We start from the raw sequence: 19,692 nt of genomic DNA, 5'->3' as shown, positions 1-19,692 counted from the left end.
TCGCAGGGCGCACTAATCCCGCCCGTCCGGGACTCACCCATATCATTCCATGCTCAAACATTCTCGCTTCGCTACGCTCGCTGCGAAACTGCGCGTGGAACGATATGGGTGAGCCCCGGACGGGAGGCTTCTTGCTTGAAAACAAATTGAAATCCAACTAGTAAGCCGGTGCGACAAAGGAGAAATCCCCTTGTCGCACCGGCTTACCAATTGATTAATGCTAACGGTTACCAGCGAAGATACACGGTAGTTGCAAGCATGCAAACGTAGCTCACCCGTGGGAGGGCCCTATATATCGTTCCACGCACAGTTTCGCAGCGCAGCGAGAATGTTTGAGCATGGAATGATATATAGGGGCCTCCCACGGGTGAGCGGACATTACAATACGCCGCTAGAACCGAAACCGCCGGCTCCTCGATCGGTTTCGTCTAGTTCGTCTACTTCTACGAGGTTGACGTTGGGGACTTCTTGGATGACGAGTTGGGCTATGCGGTCGCCTTTGTTGATTTGGATGTTGTTGGAGGGATCCAGGTTGATGAGGATAACCTTGAGTTCTCCTCGGTAGTGGGCGTCGATGAGGCCCGGCGTGTTGACTATAGACAGGCCCTGCTTGATGGCCAAGCCGCTGCGGGGCTGGACGAAGCCGGCGTAGCCATCGGGCAGGGCGATGGCCAGCCCAGTAGAGATCAGACGACGTTCGAAGGGCTTCAGGACGCAGTCCTCGTTGGAGCGCAGATCCAAGCCGGCATCGGTGGGATGGGCGTATTTGGGAAGCTCGACGGTGGGGTCGAGACGCTTTATGTTGACGGTAATGTTGGACATGGAATCACCTTAGCTTGTCGAGCTCTTGAAGAAACTCATCGACGTCTTTGAAATCGCGGTAGACCGAGGCAAAACGGATATACGCCACCTTGTCGATCTTGGCCAAGCGCTTGAGCACCATGTCACCCAGCTCATGGGACGTGACGGCCGTCAGCGTGCGAGAGCGCAGCTCGACCTCGATGTCGTCGATAATCTCATTGAGCTTCTTAGTGTCGATATCACGCTTGATGGTGGCGCGCATCAAGCCGACGAGCAGCTTATTGCGATCGAACCGCTGCTTAGTTCCGTCCGACTTAATGACCTCAATTGGGTCTTCGCATCGCTCGAACGTTGTAAAGCGGTAGTTACACGAGCAACATTCGCGACGGCGCTTAATGGTGTTATTTGACTCCTGCATACGGGAATCAACGACGCGGGTATGTGCCTTACCGCATTTGGGACAGCGCATGGTACCTCCTCTTAAACGATAACAAGGGTACCATGCGCAGCGCGATAATGATTACGAACGAGCAGGAACCTTAAGATGCGCACCGGCGGCGAGCGAACCATGTTCCAGATGATTGACGTTACGGATCATGTCGGAAGTCTCTTGCGTGGAAAGGCCTTCGATAGGATATTCCTCGGCAAGCGACCAAAGAGAATCACCAGGCTGAACGCGAATAGTCTCGTAGGTAACGTTGGAAACGGACTCGGCATACGCGGCGTGACGAGCGCTAAAGACCGACGTAGCGAGGACAAAAAAGAGCGTGAGCGCAACGGCGACGGCAACAATCGTCGAGACCTTCAGGGCAGCGGGAGTCGGCGCGGCAACAGCATACTGAGTGCGAGCAGACTTTACGGGCAAAGGCTGATAACCGGAACGTCCACCCTTGACAACAGTAAAAGCGGGCGCGGCAGGCGTCTCGAGTTTAAGGGCAAGGTTTCCCTGGACCATATTCGTTGCGTTCATCATGTTCTCCTCTCGCGTGTTTTGCTGAGAACAGTTTTATCAAGCCGCGCGGACAAAAATGTCTAGCGCGAGAACGAATGTTCGGTTATTATTATCTTCGAACAGTTGTTCCTGTCAAGCAAAATTCGAACATTTGTTTGACATGGGTAGAGAGGATGCCCTGATGGCTCGCAAAATTACCAAGCGTCAGCAGCAAATTTACGACTTCATCAAGGAATATCAGCAGGAGAAAGGTTATCCGCCCAGCGTGCGCGAGATGGCTTCTGCCGTGGGCCTTTCCTCCCCCAGCACCGTGCACGCCCATCTATCTGCCCTGGAGGCGCGCGGGCTACTCAAGCGCGATGCCACCAAACCGCGCGCCCTGGAACTCTTTAACGAGGACGGTTCCTCTGTCTCAATTTCTAAATCTGACGAACCCACCGCACCTCGCGGAACGGTCTCGCTACCGCTCGTTGGTCGCGTCGCGGCTGGGATTCCCATTCTGGCCGACCAGAATATAGAAGACACTTTTACTATCCCGACCGAAATCGCCACTGATCAGGGTTCCTTTATCCTTGAGGTGCATGGGAGCTCAATGATCAATGTCGGCATCTTCAATGGCGATTACATCATCGTCCGTGAACAAAAGAGTGCCATGAACGGCGAAATTGTCGTGGCCATGATTGATGGTTCAGCGACCGTCAAGACATTCTACAAGGAGCAGGGACGCGTACGCCTGCAGCCAGAGAATGACACCATGGAGCCTATCTATGCAACGAATCCCGCTATCTTGGGCAAAGTCGTCGGCTTGATGCGCCGGTTCTCGTAATGCAAAAACGCATCACCATCTTTGATACCGTCCGCGGGTTTACGATGATTTCAATGGCAGGTTTTCACGCTTGCTACGATCTCGCCTACCTGTACGGTTGGGATATGCCCTGGTTTACCCAGACTGTCTTTCAAGACATCTGGCGCGCCAGCATCAGCTGGGTATTTCTGTTTATCGCGGGTTGGATGTGCACCCTTTCGCGCAACAATATCAAACGTGCCGCCAAATACGCCTTAGCAGCACTCGTCGTCTGGTTGGTAACAACGCTTGTCTCAGTAGACGATTCGGTTAATTTTGGCATCATCTACTGCATGGCCGCATGTACCGGCATCGTGGCGTTGACCGATCCCGTCCTTAAGAGGATATCGGCGAGATGGGGCATGTCCCTATGCCTTGTGTTGTTCGCCCTCACCTGGAGCATCCCCAAAACAATCTACCCTGTCCCCTACCTGGCGTGGCTGGGATTTCCGAGCCCTGGGTTTGTTTCAGGTGATTACTACCCCATCATCCCGTTTATCTTTATGTATCTTGCAGGATACTTCGCCGCACATATAGCGCAGGGAATCGATAAGACCGTCCCTAGCTGGACCTACGCCAACCCCCTACCGGCGCTCGCCAGCCTTGGACGTCACGCACTCCCCTTTTATCTGCTGCATCAGCCCATCATACTGGGCATTTTGGAGCTCGCCTACTCGGTGCGATAACGCTCGAGCCGCGGCGCAATACGAGCCGGCAGCTTCGCCACAATACGAACGCCATCCTCGAGATATTCCTCGTGCAAAAGGGTTCCCTGCTCATGCACCAGCGTGATGAGGGCGCCCTCGCGATACGGGATATCAGCAGAGAGCAACACATCGGTGGCAGCCGCCTCGCGAGCAATGCGATCGACGAGATCGTCGAGCCCCTCGCCCGTTTGGGCCGAGAACAGAACGGCCTCGGGATAGCGACGACGGAAGCTCAGCCGATCAACGCTATCGAGAAGATCGATTTTATTGAATACGGTCAGCGTTAAACGCTCTCCAGCGCCGATCTCATCAAGCACGCGGTCGACAGCCTCCAGCTGTCGCTCATAGTCCTCGTCAGACGCATCTACGACTTTGAGAATTAGATCGGCACCCAACACCTCGGACAGCGTCGATTTAAAGGCATCGACCAAACCATGCGGCAGCTTTTGAATAAAGCCGACGGTATCGGTGATCGTCATGCCGCGACCGCCGGGCAGGTGATACGAACGCGTCGTCGGGTCGAGCGTAGCAAACAGCTTGTCCTGCGAAAGTACCGTAGAGCCGGTCAGGCGATTGAGCAACGTCGATTTACCGGCATTGGTATAACCGGCTAACGCGACGCGAAACGCCGGTGACTCAATGCGACTCTTGGACTGGACATCGCGACGCTGTTCAACCTGCTTAAGCTCACGACGAAGCGCGGCAATCTTATTGCGAATCAAGCGACGGTCAACCTCGAGCTGGCTTTCACCCTGGCCAAAGCGCGAACCGATGCCGCCGCGCGTCTGCTCCTTGGCAAGATGGCTCCACATGCCACGCAGACGAGGCAACAGATATTGAAGCTGTGCCAGCTGTACCTGTAGGCGTCCCTCACGCGTCTGAGCATGCAGGCCAAAGATATCCAAGATCAGTGCCGTACGATCGATAATCTTTACCGGCTCGCCCACGGCTTTCTCCAAATAGGATTGCTGCGAGGGCGTCAGGTCGTCGTCAAAGATAACAACATCGGCATCCATGCGATGCACCAGGCCGCACAGCTCTTCAACCTTACCGGAACCGATAAACGATTTAGGATACGGCTTTACCAAACGCTGAGACAAGCGCGCCACGCACCGGGCACCAGCCGTATGGGCAAGGCGCTCCAGCTCGTCAAGCGATCGATCGAGCGGCCATGCATTGTCGCGCCATTCAACACCAACCAAAATGGCACGCTCGGGCTCGGGTGCCGTGGAAACAAGAGGAAAACGAGCCATTAGACAGCCTCAATACAATGCAGGATGTCCTCAACGACCTCATCGATCGTAAACTCGTCCATATCGAACCACACGATACGGTCATCGCGTTTAAACCACGAAAGCTGACGCTTGGCATAGCGACGCGAACGCATCTTGATGAGTTCGCGAGCCTCATCCATAGAAATCACGCCGTTAAAGGCATCGATAATCTCTTTATAGCCAATCGCCTGCATCGAAGTCAGGGCATCTGCCAGCCCCTGGTCCATAAGACCGCGAACCTCATCGACAAGGCCCTGCTCAAACATCAGGTCGACGCGCAGGTTAATGCGCTCGTAGAGCATCTCGCGATTACGCGTCAGACCAAACCACAGAGCGTGATAATGCTCGCGCGGAACACTAAACTGCGACTTTTGCTGCGCGTAGGACACTCCATCATCGTGCATTTCGAGAGCGCGAATCACGCGGCGAACATTATGGGGGTGGATGACCGCAGCGGACTCGGGGTCGCGCTCGGCAAGCAGAGCATGCAGTTCTTCCTCGCCAATACGCTCGGCAAGTTCCTGATACCCCGCGCGACGATCGTCCTCAAGCTCGCCCGAGGGAAAATCCATCTCATCCAGGGCGGCCTTGAGATACAAGCCTGTGCCCCCGCAAAACACCGGTAGGCGGCCCTCGCCAAGCAAACGCTCAACATGCGCGCGAGCGTCAGCCTGATAAAGCGCCGCAGAGTACGCCACACCCGGCTCTACAATGTCGACGAGACGCAGCGGCGCCGTACACTCATCGGGCGCCATCTTTGCGGTACCGATGTCCATGCCGCGATAGATTTGCATCGCATCGCACGACAGCACTTCGGACGAAAGACGAGCCGCCAAACGGTCGGCAACACCACTCTTACCAACCGCCGTCGGACCGACGATCGCAACGGCGGAAAGACCTGCCCCGGGAGAAACCATTAGCGCGGCTCGCCCACAACGGAGCCGGACAAATACCAGGTCTTGGCAACGTCAACGTCAACATCAACGATCTTGCCAACAAGCTGATCGATGCTGTAACCCTCGGGGATAGGCGCATGCACGGTCTGATTCTTGGGACTCTTGCCCAGCAGGACCGCGTCGTTCTTTTTACTCGTTCCCTCAATGAGCGCCGGCACCACAGTATGAAGCTCACCCTGGTTGTACTCGTGCGCCGTGGTCTCGATAACCTTAACCAGGCGGTTGAAACGCTCGAGAATAACCTCATGCGGCGTAGGATCGTCAATCTCGGCGGCCGGGGTACCGGCGCGCTTGGAATAGATGAAGGTATAGGCCTGAGCATAGCGGACCGTCTCGGCAAGTGAGAGCGTCTGCTCAAAGTCTTCTTCAGTCTCGCCCGGGAAGCCAACGATAATGTCGGTCGAGAGCGCGATATCGGGCGTGCGGTTGCGAATGCGATCGACCAGGCCCAGATAGTCCTCGCGTGTATAACGGCGATTCATCTCTTTGAGGATCCGTGTCGAACCTGACTGGACGGCTAGGTGCAACTGCGGCATAACGGCAGACGTCTCGGCCATGGCGTCGATGGTCTCGGGGAGCAGATCCTTGGGATGCGAAGACGTAAAGAAGATGCGCTCCACACCCGTATCGCCCACGGCACGCAGCAGATCGGCAAAACGCGGCTTGCCAAACAGATCGCGACCATATGAGTTAACGTTTTGGCCCAGCAGCGTAATCTCACGCACGCCCTGGCGCACCAAACCGGTCACCTCGTCGACAATCTCCTCGAAGGGGCGACTTTTTTCGCGACCGCGCACGTACGGCACGATGCAATAGGTGCAGAAATTATTGCAGCCTGTCATGATGGGCACCCAGGCGTGATACTGGGTCTCGCGATGCCACGGCATGCTCATGGCATCCGTATCCTCATGCTCATTGGTGCGGATATGACGCTTACCATCAAGGAACGCCTCGGCAATGAGCTCGGCCACATGTGCGATGGAATGCGTGCCAAAGATGACATTGACGTTATCGACGTTGGTGAGCAGGCCCTCTCCATCACGCTGCGCGATGCAGCCGCCCACGGCAACCACACGCTTGCCCGAAGGCGAAGGCGGCAGGCTTTTGCAGGAATTGCACTGACCGTACAGGCGAGTATCGGCGGCCTCACGCACACAGCATGTCATGAAGACAACGATATCGGCATGCTCGGGATCGAGCGCCATGAGGCAGCCATACGAATCAAGCAGACCGCTCACACGCTCGGAGTCGTGCTGATTCATCTGACAGCCAAAGGTGCGGATAAAGTAGGTTTTACCGGCAAGAATATCGCGTACGGAACGCTGGTCCATGTGCATAAGTCCTAACGATGGGGAGCGAAACGAGGCAAGCAGAAGCTATGCCACAGGCTTAACATCATCCATGACGACGTTATCCATAGCAGCTCGATTGATCTGGTGAACGTAGATAGAAAGGCGGATGGCCGTGCGCGACTCCCCGTTAATGAGGATGTCGGAGAACACAGGCGCGCAGGAAATATCAAAACCGGTTGGAATCAAAAAACCGCGCGCGATAGCAACGGCCTTAATGGCCTGGTTGACAGCACCGGCACCGACACACTGGATGTTGACGGGTACACCATCCTTGACCATGCCGGCGATGGCGCCGGCAACGGACGCGGGCGATGATTTGCTTGATACCTTCAGGCAATCCATGAAGAAACTCCTGCGTTTAAAAATACGTTTTAACTGCAATAACTTTATCGTACCGAGTGGACTCGGTAAAGGCACTATTCCTCTTTGGCAAGATCGAAGGTCACGGTGATTCGATCACGCGAAACACGGATCTTTGGGTCGCCGCAAAGATTGAGATAGTACCGGGCGGCAAGGTCATTAAAGTCGCGCTCCACAGCACGCGAAAACTGTGCCATGTCATCCTTGGCAATACGCAGCCCACGACGATCCTTCGCGAGATCGACAGGAGCCGGCGCATGCGAGGATGAGTCACGCTCGCGCAGCAGACGCGCAGTCACACCGCGAACGGGCTTAATCTGCCCTGCCAAAATGCGATGGGCCGTGCGCTCGGACATTTCAAGACCCAAACCCGAACAAATACGAATAAAGTCCTCGGCATCAGAGGCAAGGCCTAAACGATCGACAACCGGAAGCTCGCTCTCATCATCAATAAACAGGAGACGAGACGTATCGAGCCGACTTGACGCCTGAGCATAAAGGGTCGCGGCAATCTCAGACGGAGAACCAAGATAGACATCGCAACCACGCAACTCCTCGAGCGCAAACTCACAGGCAGCGCGAATAATATTATGCGGACCGCGAGCACAGACATAACGTCCGTCCTCATCCTTGACGGCCTGGGGCCAGCTGGACTGATCGGCACGCTCGCTGAGGCGGTCGGCCGCAACGCTCACCTTAAAGGCTGAGCCAAGATCGACACCAGACGTGACCACGCGGGCCTCGTCGGTGTTCTGCTTGATCGAAAACAATGCCATGCCACGACCGTGAACGCCCCAACGGTCCATCTTCATGCTCTCGAGCTTTGAGGTAACGCGAGCATCGAAGATTCGCTCTTGCATATCCTGCGGAACACCCGAGCCGTTATCCAGAAAGACAAGCGTGCGGACGCCATCTTCCTTGGTCGTGGCGAGATAGACCTTGTCGGCGCCGGCATCGCGAGCATTACGGAGCATTTCGATGACGATATCCTCGACATACTGAATGTCGTGCTTTGCCTGGCGCCGCTCGGCCTCCGAAACGCGGAGGCGGACATACCCCTCGCCAAGGTTCTCCTCGACGCGAAGGTTGCCCTCCCCCGACATCGACGCGATAAATGAGATGAGCTCGTTCGCGTCGCTCATATTATTTAGCGATATCGACAGCGCGGCTCTCGCGAATCACGACGACGCGCACCTGACCGGGATACTCCATCTCTTCCTCGATCTGATGGGCGATATCGTGAGCCAGAACCGTGGACTGGGCATCGGAGATCTTGTCCGGCTGAACCATGACGTGGACCTCGCGACCGGCCTGCATGGCATAGGTACGCTCGACGCCGTCATGAGAGTTGGCGATCTCCTCGAGCTTCTCAAGACGCTTGATGTAGTTCTCGGCAGACTCGCGACGGGCACCGGGGCGAGAGGCAGAGACAGCATCGGCGGCCTGCACCAGGACATCGAGCACCGTGTTGGGGTCGACATCGGCATGGTGAGCCTCGATAGCGTGGACGATAACGGGCTTCTCGCCATAACGGCGGGCAAGCTCAGCGCCGATGACGGCATGCGGCCCCTCGACGTCATGGTCGATTGCCTTGCCCAGGTCGTGCAGCAGGCCGGCGCGCTTGGCGGTCACAACGTCCAGGCCAAGCTCGGAAGCCATCACGCCGCACAGGTCAGAGACTTCGAGGGAGTGCTGAAGCACGTTCTGACCAAACGAGGTACGGTAGCGCAGGGCACCAAGGGTCTTGACGATCTCGGGGTGCAGGTCGTGAATGCCGGTATCGAAGGCAGCCTGCTCGCCAGCCTCGCGCACGCGCTGCTGAACCAGGTCGGCAGCCTTGTGATACATCTCCTCGATGCGGGCGGGGTGAATGCGGCCGTCGGCGATGAGGTTCTCCAGAGCAACACGGGCGGTCTCACGACGGACCGGATCGAAGCTCGAAAGAACGACGGTCTCGGGCGTGTCGTCGATCACGAGGTTGACGCCGGAAACCTGCTCGAAGGTGCGGATGTTGCGACCCTCGCGACCGATGATACGGCCCTTGAGGTCATCAGAGGGAATGTGCACGGAGGTAACGGTGACCTCGGCAGTGTGGTCGGCAGCGCAGCGCTGAATCGCCAGGGAAAGAATCTCCTGGGCGGTCTTGTGGCACTCGGCGCGAACCTGCTGCTCGGACTCGCGAATGATCGTGGCGGCCTCGTGGGTGACCTCGCCGCGAACCTTATCGAGGAGCTCCTTGTGGGCATCCTCGCGGGTAAGGTCGGCGATACGCTCGAGCTCGGAGGTCTGCTTTGCGCAGAGCTCCTCGAGCTCACGGGAGCGCTTCTCGACCTGACCGGCCTGACTGGACAGCTGATGCTCGCGCTTGTCGAGAGCGTCGTTGCGGCGATCGAGGGATTCCTCGCGCTGCATCACGCGGTTCTCGAGCGTACGAATCTCGCTCTTACGCTGCTTGTCCTCGGCCTCGGCGGCCTGCTTGTTCTTGATGATCTCCTCTTTAGCCTCGAGCAGAGCCTCTTTTTTGAGGGTCTCGGCCTGACGCTTAGCATCACCGATCAGGGACTCAGCCTGTGCGTGTGCCGACTGGATCTTTTCGTCGGCCTCGTGAAGACTACCCTGCTTGGCGGTGCGCATGTAGGCAATGGCGGCGATGGCACCCAAAACGATGCCAACGAGCGCTGCGATGATAGGCATGCTCACTCCTTTTTATGGATTCGTTACACAACAAAGCGAACCGTCCTTACGAACGGCTCGCGACATTTGAGTAATATGGGCGCAGCTTATGCGGGTCGGATACAGATAAACATATAAACAAACTCATCACAGATGAGCACATATCACAAAGCAAATGACAGTGTTTATCGTACGTTGAACCACAACAACTGTCAAATAAATGGCCCCGGCACGGCGGCTAAAACACGGTGAACGGCAGGGCCACAAAACGCATACGCCTAAACCGCACATTCCTCGCGTTCGGCATCGAGACGTGCCTTAACGGCATCGGCGGCGACGTGATACGAGAAGCCCTTGCCCATCAAAAACCGAACCAGTTTTTCGAATGCGCGCGTCTCTGGAACACGCCGCTTGGCGAGCAGGGCTGACGCACGCGCCAAATCGTCTTCGACGGCAAAATAATCCTCGGGATAACCGGGAATGTCATCGAGCACGACATGACGGCGCTTGAGCTCGGTCTCGATTTTGCGCTGTCCCCAACCGCGCCGCTTGCGCTCCTCGATAAAGTACGAGCAAAAGCGGCTCTCGTCTAAAAAACGATACTCGGTGGCGCGCTCGACGGCGAAATCGATCGCAGGCTGGTGAAAGCCGTAGCGAGCCAGCTTGTCACGGACCTCACCCGTCGCATGGTCGCGGCGCGATAACATCTCGGTCACCATGGTAAGTGCACATTTACGCTCGATGAGCTGCACCGCCTCACGAAAGTTGTCCCAATCACAGGGAAGATCGGGGCGGTTTTTGACATACAGCCGCGCGACCCGCACGGGAATCCAAATGGACCGCTCAAAACCGCCCTCAAGCTCACAATCGATATGTGCGCAAGGCTTTTTGGACGCATACCCGCTCGAGAACGAGGAGGCCGCCTTCTTGTCGGGAAAGACGACCGTGGCCTCGGTCACCGTATACGACATGAGCGTAACCGCTACTCGTCGTCATCATCGAGCATGGCGGAACCATCGATGGCGTAAAGCTCGTCAGACTCCTCAGGCGCAGGCTGATCGGTCAGCTCGACCTCGGACGGAGCATCGTCATCAAACTCAAGTCCGCAGGCAAGGCGGACCTTATGCTCAATCTCGTCAGCGCAATCGGGGTGTTCGCGCAGGAACGCCTTGGCGGCCTCGCGACCGTTGCCGAGCTTGTCCTCGCCATAGGCAAACCAGGAGCCCATCTTCTTGCAGATGCCGCACTCGACAGCCATGTCCAGAATCGAGCCCTCCTTAGAGATACCCGTACCGTACATGATGTCGAACTCAGCAGAACGGAACGGAGCTGCCACCTTGTTCTTAACGACCTTGGCGCGCACGCGGTTACCGATAACCTCGTCCTTAAGCTTAATGCTGTCGATACGGCGAATGTCGATACGCACCGAAGAGAAGAACTTAAGGGCGCGGCCGCCCGTCGTAGTCTCGGGGTTGCCGAACATGACGCCGATCTTCTCACGCAGCTGGTTAATGAAGATGCACGTCGTGTTGGACTTGGACAGCGAGCCGGCGAGCTTGCGGAGCGCCTGGCTCATCAGGCGAGCCTGAAGACCGACCGTAGTATCGCCGATTTCTCCCTCGATTTCGGCACGCGGGGTCAGCGCGGCGACGGAGTCGACGACGATGGCATCGATGGCGCCGGAACGCACGAGCATGTCAACAATCTCGAGCGCCTGCTCGCCCGTATCGGGCTGGGAAATGAGCACCTCGTCGATATCCACGCCGATGCGCGCGGCATACGTGGGATCGAGCGCATGCTCGGCATCGATAAATGCCACAACGCCACCCATTGCCTGGGCCTCGGCCAGGATCTCGAGCGAAAGCGTCGTCTTACCGGAGGACTCAGGACCGTAAATCTCGACGATACGGCCGCGCGGCACGCCGCCGATACCCAGCGCGGCATCGAGGGCCAGGGCGCCCGTGGGAATGGCCTCGACCTCGAGCTCGGGACCACCGTCGCCGTACCTCATGATGGAACCCTGGCCGAATTTCTTCTCGATCTCGGCCTTGGTGGTGGCGATCATCTCATCGCGCTCTTTACCCGTCGTGCGAGCATGAACGGTACGTACGGGACCTGAATTCTTGGCCATGAATAGCCCTCCTCTTAACAACCTGCATCGATAATAAACGAACGGCTGTTCGTGGTCAACCGTTCAGATAAATCATATGCAGCCGACCTTTCCAAAACCCAACCAAACGCCGACCAAACACTGACCAAAATCTTGACCGCAGGCGAACCAAGAAAATCATGACGAGGAAAAATACGACAACTACCTGCACAAAGATAAAATTCGCCGGAGGTCCCTATCTCCACAATTAAGGGGCCCTAAGGCCCCTTAAAACACGTCTATTCCATAGAGTTGAGCACAAGGGCAATGCGACCCAATGCCTCCGCGACCGCATGGGCACGAACACACGAACGATCGCCCTCATAGTGGCAGCGCACAGAGTCCACGACTGGCACTTTCCCATCAGCCGCGCGATGCGCCCAGCCAATATAGAAAGTGCCCGCCGGATCGTCCTCAGTACCACCGCCGGGGCCGGCATAACCCGTTGCGCTCACTGCAATATCGCTCTGGTACAGCTCCAGCGAACCCGACGCCATCTCGCGCGCAGTCTGATGCGACACCGCAGTGTAGCGGTCGAGCGTCTCCTGCTCAACACCCAGCACGCGATGCTTAATCTCATCGCAGTAGGTCACCGCACCGCCACGCAGCACCGCCGAGGCACCAGGGATATCGGCGATCGTCGAGGCGATCATGCCAGCTGTCAGAGATTCAGCCGTCGAAACCGTCACGCCCCGAGCGCTCGCGCGCTCGACAATATCGCGTGCGAGCTCTTCGTTATGCGCGGCAATCTGCTCAAATGATTCCGTCATGCCTACCAGGACCTAGACCGAAAAGACGATCTTGCGGCAGTTCCAGAAGTACTGGGCGCCCGAGATAACGGTCAAGACAACGGCGACGGCGTACAGGAAGCGCGACACCGAGTAGATGCCGAGCGTCAGTGCCACCGGGCCAAGGTGCAAGCCGGCCATAGCAAAAACGCACAGGTAACCGCAGATGGAGACCATCGTGGTTGCCGTCTTGTACTTGCCGAGCTTATCGGCCGCAACGACCACACCGGCCGCACTCGCGACCATGCGAAGGGCGCTCACCAGCAGCTCACGGAATAGGATAATGAACACGGACCACACGGTCACCATGCCAAAATCCAAGAACAGCAGCAGGGCCGAGAACACCAGTAGCTTGTCGGCGATGGGATCCAGAAACTTACCGAAGTCGGTGATCTCGTTGCGCGAGCGCGCCAGATAACCGTCGACCTTATCGGTGCACGACAGGATCACATACAGAATGAAGGCAGCGGCGGCGAGCGGGCCGTCGAAGGTGCTCCAATCCGTACCGGCAACACTCGTGTGAGACAGCGCCGAGACGATCATGAACACCGGGATAAAGACGATGCGAACGCACGTCACGATGTTGGCGGGCGTCCAGACACTCGTCAGTTCCTTATTGCTCTCGTTTGCCACGATGCTCTCCTACTCCACAACATGGCCGATAAGCTCATAGCAGAAGCTATCGGTAAACTCGACAGTCAGAATATCGCCCACGGACGCCTCGCTGGCGTCCAAGTGCACCGCACCATCGGAATCGGGCGCCTGGAACCAGGCATGGCCGATCAGCTCGGCGCCATCCTCGGTCTCTTCGATACCGTCGACGATCACCTGGGCGCGCTCGCCCACATGTGCGGCGGTAGCGGCAAAACCGAGCGACTCGGCCAGATCCATGGCCTCCTGGGCGCGCTCAAGCTTGACCTCCTCATCGACCTGGCCCTCCATCTTGGCGGCCAGGCTACCTTCCTCACGCGAGTAGGCAAAGACGCTCGTGTAGTCAAAGCCGACGGTGTCCATAAAGTCGATAAGGTCGCGGAACTCGTCGTCGGTCTCGGTCGGGAAGCCGACCATGGCCGTGGAACGGATCACGATGCCGGGGATACGCTCACGAAGGTCGCGGAACAGATCCTCGAGCTCCTGGCGCGAACCGGAGCGACGCATGGCCTTGAGGATGCGAGCGTCGCAGTGCTGCACGGGGATATCGATATAGGGCAGCACCTCGGGCGTATCACGAATGGTCTCAATGAGCTCGTCAGTCATGCCCTCGGGCTGCAAGTAGAGCACACGGACCCAGACGTTGTGCGGGCGCACGGCCTCGGCGACGGCACGCAGCAGCTGCGCCAGATTGCGCGGCGAGCCCTCGGCGACGTCCTCGTCGGCAAAGTCGATGCCCCAAATACCCGTGTCCTGGCCGATCAGCACGATCTCGCGCACACCGCCGGCAACCAGGTCGCGCACCTCGGAGATAATGCTCTCGGCATTACGCGAATGATAGCGACCGCGAATGTAAGGGATCATGCAGAAGCTGCAGAAGCGGTTGCAGCCATCAGAAATCTTGACGTAGGCAACCGCACCCTCGACGGTACGCTTGACCTGAGGAATATAGGCGGCAATCTCGCGCTCGACACCCAGCACGCCATCGATGACCGCCACGATGCCGTCTTCCTCGTCGGCCTTCACAAAGGCAGCGACCTCGGGCAACTCGTCAGGCAGGTCGTCGCCATAGCGCGACGGCACGCAGCCGCACATGACGATGGGGCAAGAACGAACGCCGTCCTGAACCTCGTTGGCGAGCTCGAGCGTGGTCTCGATGCTCTCGGACGTTGCGGAGGCGAGGAACGAGCAAGTATTGACGATAGCGATATCGGCATCCTGCGGGTCGAATGCCTCCTCGTAGCCCGCGGCGGTCAAAAGAGAACGCATGCGGTCGGTGTCAACCTCGTTCTTAGCGCACCCGAGGGTGATGTAGAGCACGGAGCCCAACGGTGTATCCATGTTGGAGAGCGGTCCTTTCGATTGATATTAGCGGTAGTTGGTGAACTGCAGCGGCTGGCCGTAGTCCTGGTCGCGCAGGAACTGAATCACGGTCTGCAGCGCGTCCTTCGAAGCAGAGGAAACACGCAGCTTGTCGGCCTCGATGGTCACCTTGACCTTGAGCTTTTGGTCCTTGATGTCCTTGTTGATCTTCTTGGCGGTCGCCTGGTCGATACCCTCGACGATATGGCCGAGCACGCGCACGGTGCCGCCCGATGCCGCCTGCGGAGCATCCCACGAGACAGCCTTGAGGTCGATGCCGCGCTTGATGAGCTTGGAGCTCAGCACGTCGACAATCTGTTTGGAGACAAAGTCGGCCGGGGCGTTTATCGTAAAGAGCTTGTCGCCCTTCGAAAGCTCGATCGTGGCGCCGGAATCCTTAAGGTCATAGCGCTGGGAAATCTCGCGCGTGGTCTGCTGGAAGGCGTTGTCGACCTCTTGCATGTTGACCTCGGACACGACGTCGAAGCTGGAATCTTTAGCCATGATGTTTCCTTTCGCGTACGAGCGGCCTAGTAGCTATCGTACGAATTGTCGGTAGAATCGGTGGGTGTCTGACCGTCAGTTGCGGTATCGGCGCCATCCGTGGACTGGGCATCGGTACCGTCGGTGGTATCGGTACCATCGGTGGTGTCGGTACTATCAGAACTTTCACCATTCTCGGAATCAGACGTCTCCTTCTTGGGAACGGTGATCGTCACGCGCGCCACGCCCGAGGTCTTGGTATCGTAACGGACCTTTTCACCGTTCTTGGTAACGGTGACATCGGAAGGCTTGGACGTGGTGATCTCGATCGAGGACTCGGGCGTGTACTCCTGCTCAAAGGGGCCAGTCGCTTGGGCGCCATAGACCGACTTGCCGTCGACCTTGACCTCAATCCACGCGGTCTTTCCCTTGGCAACGGAGACTTTGACCTTCGTGACCTCGTTCTCTTCCTTCTTGGCCGTCGTCTTGGTAGCGTCCGAGTCAGTCGACTCATTCGTCGCCTCATCGGTGTCTTCGTCCTCGTCGACCGTTTCGGTCTTCTTAGAAGACTTCTTGGTCGTCGTCTTGGTAGCAGTGGGCGTCTCAGGCGTGGTCTCGGGCGCCAAAGATGCGCAGCCGCGCAGAAGCACCACGATGAGCACAATCAACAGCAGCGCAACGGCACCGATGCCGGCGTAGACGAAACGCGGATCGAGCCCGTTGTTTTGAGGAGTACGTGATCCGCCGCGTCCACGATTGGAACTGCTGCGGCCGCCTCCCTGAGGCATACGACCACGATTGCTATCGGAACGGCCGCGATAGCCACCCTGGCCCTGAAGGCTGCGCTGACCCGAGCGGGGCGCAAGTTCACCGCGGCCTTGATAGCCACGCTGGCCCGAACGCGGAGCCGAAGAACGCTGGCCATACGGCTGTGATTGAGAGAGAAGACGCGGCGTCACCTGCGTGGTATCGGCATCCGCATAGCCACCGCGAGAGCGTCCCGTAGAGGCACCACGGTAACCGCGATCGGAATAGCCGCCGTCGCCGTAGCCGGCACGAGGGTCACGCGCCACGCCTCGGGCAGCGGGAAGTGCACGGTCCTCGGGCATCGGCGTACTGCGGAACCGGTCACGCTGTGAGCGAATCTCCTCGCCCGAACCCGTCTCGGTAATATAACCGGCCTGCTGAGGACGCTGTCCATAGCGGGTCGAACGACCGCCCTGAACCATCAGGAAGCGCCCGTTATCGACCGAGGAACGCGAATTGACGTAGCCGGCGGCGTCCTGAAAACGACCGCCCTGCTGCGACGTCTCGCGTTCGTATGCCATCAGATCGTCAAAGTAGGCATTGACGACCTCGCGCGGATTGAGGCCCAAAAAGCGAGCATAGCTCGAAATCATGCCCTGCGCATAGCCGCGCGGCGGCATCGAAGCAAAGTTACCGGTCTCGAAAAACTCGATGATCTGCGGCCTGATTTTGATGGTGTTGGCGACTTGCTGAATGGAAAGGCCCATTCGGCGACGCTGCTCAAGCAGCATGTCACCAAAGCGTGCAGCCATCAGAATCCTCCAAACTCACGATCTTCACGTGCCATCTCGGCGTCGACAGACTCCAGCGCGGCAAGCCCCTCCTCGTCCAACAGGACCTCGCGCGGCTTGGAACCGTCGGGCGGGCCGACGACACCCTTTTCTTCCAGCATATCCATAATACGCCCGGCACGCGCATAGCCAACCTTCAGACGACGTTGCAGGCCAGATGTGGAGCCAAGCTGCGATTCCACCACAATATGGGCGGCTTCCCAAATGAGCGGATCATCGTCTTGCGGCTCGGCGACTCCGGTACGGACAATGCCGCCGCCACCCGCCATGGACATGGAAGCGGGCGCCACGGCAGACAGGATCTCCTCGTGGTAGTCGGGCTCGCTCTGCGACTTGACGAACTCGACGACCTCGTTGATTTCATCATCCGAGACAAAGCAGCCCTGGATACGGCGAGGCTTGCCCCAGTCGACCTTGGAGAACAGCATGTCGCCCAAACCGGTGAGCTTTTCGGCACCCATCTGGTCGATGATGACGCGCGAGTCGATGCCCGTGGCGACATTAAAGGCGATGCGGTTGGTGATGTTGGCCTTGATAAGGCCCGTCACTACGTTGGAACTGGGGCGCTGCGTGGCCACGATAAGATGAATGCCGGCGGCACGGCCCAGCTGCGCAATACGCACAATCGAGGCCTCGACATCCTTACCGGCGACCATCATCAGGTCCGAGAGCTCGTCAATGATGATGACCAGGTAGGGCATCTTTTGCGGCGGGTTGTCGTAATGCTCAAACTCGCCGGCGGCCTGCTTTTCGTTGTAGGTCGAGATCTTACGCACGTTGAGACGCTCGAAGACCTTCAGGCGACGCTCCATCTCGGACACGGCCCATTGCAGAGCGCTCGCGGCCTGCTTGGGCTCGGTCACCACGGGCACATAGAGATGCGGCAAACCGTTATAGCCCGCAAGCTCGACGCGCTTGGGGTCGACCATGATCAGGCGAACGTCCTCGGGAAGCGCGCGCATGAGCAGGGTCGTGATGATGGAGTTGATCATCACCGACTTACCAGAACCGGTCGTGCCGGCGATCAGCAGGTGGGGCATCTTGGCAAGGTCGGCGACGACCGGCGTGCCCTCGGCATCTCGACCGATGGCCAGCTCGAGCGGACCGCCCTTCACATAGGGAAGCACGTCGCCCAGGTTGACGTTCTGGCGCTTGCGATTGGGGATCTCGATACCCACAAGCGAGGTACCGGGGATCGGGGCAAAGATGCGCACCGACTGAGCAGCGAGCGAAAGCGCGATATCGTCCTCGAGGCTCGAAATCTTGCTCACGCGCTCGCCCTCGCCAGGTTGCAGCTTAAAGGTCGTCACCGTGGGGCCGGCGATCCAGCCGACCACGCGGGCACTGCGGCCAAACTCAAGCAAGGTGGATTGCAGTGACTCGGCAGTCTGTTCCAGCTCCTTGTCAGATGACGCGGAGGACGCCGACTGCGGGTTGGCGTGCAGGATCTCGAGCGGCGGAAGCTTGAGGCCGTCCTCTTCTTCGCCCTCGTTATCTGCGGCGCCGCCGTCCGCTCCCCCATCGCTAGCCGCAGCCGATTCGACAGCACTCGAGGCAAACGCATCGGCAACCTTGGGATGCTTCAAGAAGTCGGGGATCTGAGGTGCTGCCGAAACAGGATTCACGGCAAACGGCGGCTCGGACTCGTCGATCTTATCGGGGTCGTCTTCCATCGAAAGCTGACCGGTTACCTGGTCGCGCTTTGCATGGCGGCGCGGCAGCAAAGTTGTCTTTGCGGTCTCAATCGGAGCCTCGTCATCCTCGTCATCGCCCTCGGTGAGCTCAATCTCGCTATCGGACCAAGACGGGTCGGGCTCGCTTGTATTGAGCTTAGGCGCAGCCTTGCCCTTCTTGGCATGGCGGCGCGGCAGCAGCGTCGTCTTAGCGCGCTCAACCTCAACCGACTCGGACACGTCGACAAACGGATTCTCGTCCTCGTCGTCTTCGTCCAAAACCGGGTCCACATCGTTGCCCATGACCGTGGTCACGGCAGCATCGGAGCCCTTTTGACGAAGAATGCTCAGGTGCGGACGGGCAACGCCGGGCACCGACAGGGCTTCGTCGTCACCCCACGGGCTGGCGTTGACATCGGCACGACGGCGCTCGGCAAAATCGGCCGCACGGTCGCGAGCAGAGCGCAGCACGCCACCCACCGAAAAGCCGATGATGACCAAGCCCACGACGACAAGGCCCAACAGGACTACCATCGCGATAGGCTTACCCAGGGCATTCTGCAGCGCACTCGCAATAAACGCACCGATGTAGCCACCCGAGGCGGACAAATTTTGCGGCGTGAACATAAGGTCACACGAGACACTCGTACGCGGCACCATCAGCGAAAGAATGGAGACGACGGCGATAAAGACCACGGCTCCGCCCGCAACAGAGCGCACGTTGAGCGGCGAGTCCTCGCCTAAAAAGAGCGTGGCGGCAAACAGCAAAATAACGATCGGCAGCACGTAGGCGCCCAGACCAAAGCCCAGGTGGTAGAAACCGGCAACCGCAGCCGTAACGGGTGCAGTCGCCGGCGAAATCACGGCAATGAAGGACGCAATCGCCAAAACGGCGATGACCACGCCGGCGATATCGCGGTTGGCCGAGGGCTCGACCAGGGGCTCAAAATCGTCGAAGTCGGTCTCGTGGCCCTTATTGGCACGAAGATGGGAACCGGCACCCTTAGCAGATGCCGGTTGGTTGTTGGCTTTATTGCCTTTGGCGTTTTGTGCAGATCCGCGCGCCAAA

General features: G+C 58.3%; 19 protein-coding genes. 2 read left to right on the top strand and 17 right to left on the bottom strand.

Annotated features, from left to right (window positions below; all coding sequences use genetic code 11):
• Positions 1 to 378: 378 nt before the first annotated feature.
• From dut to I1969_RS05510, 3 genes are read right to left on the bottom strand one after another with little or no spacing between them, the layout of a single operon-like run.
• The gene (gene dut, locus I1969_RS05520) at positions 379 to 822 is read right to left on the bottom strand and encodes a dUTP diphosphatase (protein WP_195233671.1); all 444 of its coding nucleotides are present in this window, start codon (positions 820 to 822) and stop codon (positions 379 to 381) included.
• 4 nt (positions 823 to 826) lie between these two features.
• The gene (gene nrdR / locus I1969_RS05515; protein WP_022093781.1) at positions 827 to 1,270 is read right to left on the bottom strand and encodes a transcriptional regulator NrdR; all 444 of its coding nucleotides are present in this window, start codon (positions 1,268 to 1,270) and stop codon (positions 827 to 829) included.
• Between the two features lie 51 nt (positions 1,271 to 1,321).
• Positions 1,322 to 1,771 (bottom strand): LysM peptidoglycan-binding domain-containing protein, encoded by a 450-nt coding sequence (locus I1969_RS05510; protein WP_195233669.1) that lies wholly within the window; start codon positions 1,769 to 1,771, stop codon positions 1,322 to 1,324.
• Positions 1,772 to 1,934: 163 nt separating this feature from the next.
• On the opposite strand from I1969_RS05510, the gene lexA reads away from it, so the two are divergent.
• Complete coding sequence (gene lexA, locus I1969_RS05505; RefSeq protein ID WP_195233667.1) at positions 1,935 to 2,579, top strand: transcriptional repressor LexA; 645 nt, start codon at positions 1,935 to 1,937, stop codon at positions 2,577 to 2,579.
• On the top strand, positions 2,579 to 3,283 hold the full coding sequence (locus I1969_RS05500) for a heparan-alpha-glucosaminide N-acetyltransferase (RefSeq protein WP_195233665.1): 705 nt from the start codon (positions 2,579 to 2,581) through the stop codon (positions 3,281 to 3,283). The genes lexA and I1969_RS05500 overlap by 1 nt, the downstream gene beginning before the upstream one ends.
• On the opposite strand, the gene hflX is transcribed toward I1969_RS05500, so the two are convergent.
• From hflX to I1969_RS05430, 14 genes are all read right to left on the bottom strand, one after another.
• A complete protein-coding gene (hflX, locus tag I1969_RS05495; protein WP_195233663.1) occupies positions 3,268 to 4,557 on the bottom strand; it encodes a GTPase HflX in 1,290 nt (429 codons plus the stop codon). The two genes, I1969_RS05500 and hflX, sit on opposite strands and share 16 nt — an antisense overlap.
• A complete protein-coding gene (gene miaA, locus I1969_RS05490) occupies positions 4,557 to 5,495 on the bottom strand; it encodes a tRNA (adenosine(37)-N6)-dimethylallyltransferase MiaA (protein ID WP_195233661.1) in 939 nt (312 codons plus the stop codon). The genes hflX and miaA overlap by 1 nt, the downstream gene beginning before the upstream one ends.
• Entirely contained in the window at positions 5,495 to 6,865 is a 1,371-nt protein-coding gene (miaB, locus tag I1969_RS05485; RefSeq protein WP_195233659.1) for a tRNA (N6-isopentenyl adenosine(37)-C2)-methylthiotransferase MiaB, read from the bottom strand. Before miaB ends, miaA begins: the two co-directional genes overlap by 1 nt.
• Positions 6,866 to 6,910: 45 nt before the next feature.
• Positions 6,911 to 7,228, bottom strand: coding sequence for a stage V sporulation protein S (locus I1969_RS05480; protein ID WP_006235982.1), 318 nt, complete (start codon positions 7,226 to 7,228; stop codon positions 6,911 to 6,913).
• Positions 7,229 to 7,302: 74 nt separating this feature from the next.
• Entirely contained in the window at positions 7,303 to 8,388 is a 1,086-nt protein-coding gene (locus tag I1969_RS05475; RefSeq protein WP_195233650.1) for an ATP-binding protein, read from the bottom strand.
• A gap of 1 nt (position 8,389) precedes the next feature.
• Complete coding sequence (rny, locus tag I1969_RS05470) at positions 8,390 to 9,940, bottom strand: ribonuclease Y (protein ID WP_115596193.1); 1,551 nt, start codon at positions 9,938 to 9,940, stop codon at positions 8,390 to 8,392.
• A 257-nt stretch (positions 9,941 to 10,197) separates the two neighbouring features.
• Positions 10,198 to 10,890, bottom strand: a complete 693-nt coding sequence (locus I1969_RS05465; RefSeq protein ID WP_148346210.1) for a regulatory protein RecX — start codon at positions 10,888 to 10,890, stop codon at positions 10,198 to 10,200.
• A gap of 11 nt (positions 10,891 to 10,901) precedes the next feature.
• Positions 10,902 to 12,050 (bottom strand): recombinase RecA, encoded by a 1,149-nt coding sequence (recA, locus tag I1969_RS05460; protein ID WP_195233648.1) that lies wholly within the window; start codon positions 12,048 to 12,050, stop codon positions 10,902 to 10,904.
• Positions 12,051 to 12,307: 257 nt separating this feature from the next.
• The gene (locus I1969_RS05455) at positions 12,308 to 12,838 is read right to left on the bottom strand and encodes a CinA family protein (protein WP_195233646.1); all 531 of its coding nucleotides are present in this window, start codon (positions 12,836 to 12,838) and stop codon (positions 12,308 to 12,310) included.
• Positions 12,839 to 12,850: 12 nt separating this feature from the next.
• The gene (gene pgsA, locus I1969_RS05450; protein WP_229028279.1) at positions 12,851 to 13,399 is read right to left on the bottom strand and encodes a CDP-diacylglycerol--glycerol-3-phosphate 3-phosphatidyltransferase; all 549 of its coding nucleotides are present in this window, start codon (positions 13,397 to 13,399) and stop codon (positions 12,851 to 12,853) included.
• A gap of 99 nt (positions 13,400 to 13,498) precedes the next feature.
• Complete coding sequence (gene rimO, locus I1969_RS05445; protein ID WP_195233644.1) at positions 13,499 to 14,848, bottom strand: 30S ribosomal protein S12 methylthiotransferase RimO; 1,350 nt, start codon at positions 14,846 to 14,848, stop codon at positions 13,499 to 13,501.
• A 27-nt stretch (positions 14,849 to 14,875) separates the two neighbouring features.
• A complete protein-coding gene (locus I1969_RS05440; RefSeq protein WP_006235971.1) occupies positions 14,876 to 15,373 on the bottom strand; it encodes a YajQ family cyclic di-GMP-binding protein in 498 nt (165 codons plus the stop codon).
• 26 nt (positions 15,374 to 15,399) lie between these two features.
• Positions 15,400 to 16,911: a RodZ domain-containing protein gene (locus I1969_RS05435; protein WP_195233642.1), complete on the bottom strand. Its 1,512-nt coding sequence runs from the start codon at positions 16,909 to 16,911 to the stop codon at positions 15,400 to 15,402.
• Positions 16,911 to 19,691, bottom strand: coding sequence for an FtsK/SpoIIIE family DNA translocase (locus I1969_RS05430; RefSeq protein ID WP_229028272.1), 2,781 nt, complete (start codon positions 19,689 to 19,691; stop codon positions 16,911 to 16,913). The genes I1969_RS05435 and I1969_RS05430 overlap by 1 nt, the downstream gene beginning before the upstream one ends.
• Position 19,692: the final 1 nt, after the last annotated feature.

Origin of the sequence: Collinsella aerofaciens (assembly GCF_015548375.1) — a bacterium.
GTDB lineage: Bacteria > Actinomycetota > Coriobacteriia > Coriobacteriales > Coriobacteriaceae > Collinsella > Collinsella aerofaciens_AB.
This window is presented reverse-complemented; position numbering and strand designations above follow the sequence as displayed.

Coding starts and splice junctions, on each gene's coding strand:
- dut (WP_195233671.1), bottom strand. CDS start 822: ATGTCCAACATTACCGTCAACATAAAGCGTCTCGACCCCACCGTCGAG.
- nrdR (WP_022093781.1), bottom strand. CDS start 1,270: ATGCGCTGTCCCAAATGCGGTAAGGCACATACCCGCGTCGTTGATTCC.
- I1969_RS05510 (WP_195233669.1), bottom strand. CDS start 1,771: ATGAACGCAACGAATATGGTCCAGGGAAACCTTGCCCTTAAACTCGAG.
- lexA (WP_195233667.1), top strand. CDS start 1,935: ATGGCTCGCAAAATTACCAAGCGTCAGCAGCAAATTTACGACTTCATC.
- I1969_RS05500 (WP_195233665.1), top strand. CDS start 2,579: ATGCAAAAACGCATCACCATCTTTGATACCGTCCGCGGGTTTACGATG.
- hflX (WP_195233663.1), bottom strand. CDS start 4,557: ATGGCTCGTTTTCCTCTTGTTTCCACGGCACCCGAGCCCGAGCGTGCC.
- miaA (WP_195233661.1), bottom strand. CDS start 5,495: ATGGTTTCTCCCGGGGCAGGTCTTTCCGCCGTTGCGATCGTCGGTCCG.
- miaB (WP_195233659.1), bottom strand. CDS start 6,865: ATGGACCAGCGTTCCGTACGCGATATTCTTGCCGGTAAAACCTACTTT.
- I1969_RS05480 (WP_006235982.1), bottom strand. CDS start 7,228: ATGGATTGCCTGAAGGTATCAAGCAAATCATCGCCCGCGTCCGTTGCC.
- I1969_RS05475 (WP_195233650.1), bottom strand. CDS start 8,388: ATGAGCGACGCGAACGAGCTCATCTCATTTATCGCGTCGATGTCGGGG.
- rny (WP_115596193.1), bottom strand. CDS start 9,940: ATGCCTATCATCGCAGCGCTCGTTGGCATCGTTTTGGGTGCCATCGCC.
- I1969_RS05465 (WP_148346210.1), bottom strand. CDS start 10,890: ATGTCGTATACGGTGACCGAGGCCACGGTCGTCTTTCCCGACAAGAAG.
- recA (WP_195233648.1), bottom strand. CDS start 12,050: ATGGCCAAGAATTCAGGTCCCGTACGTACCGTTCATGCTCGCACGACG.
- I1969_RS05455 (WP_195233646.1), bottom strand. CDS start 12,838: ATGACGGAATCATTTGAGCAGATTGCCGCGCATAACGAAGAGCTCGCA.
- pgsA (WP_229028279.1), bottom strand. CDS start 13,399: ATGATCGTCTCGGCGCTGTCTCACACGAGTGTTGCCGGTACGGATTGG.
- rimO (WP_195233644.1), bottom strand. CDS start 14,848: ATGGATACACCGTTGGGCTCCGTGCTCTACATCACCCTCGGGTGCGCT.
- I1969_RS05440 (WP_006235971.1), bottom strand. CDS start 15,373: ATGGCTAAAGATTCCAGCTTCGACGTCGTGTCCGAGGTCAACATGCAA.
- I1969_RS05435 (WP_195233642.1), bottom strand. CDS start 16,911: ATGGCTGCACGCTTTGGTGACATGCTGCTTGAGCAGCGTCGCCGAATG.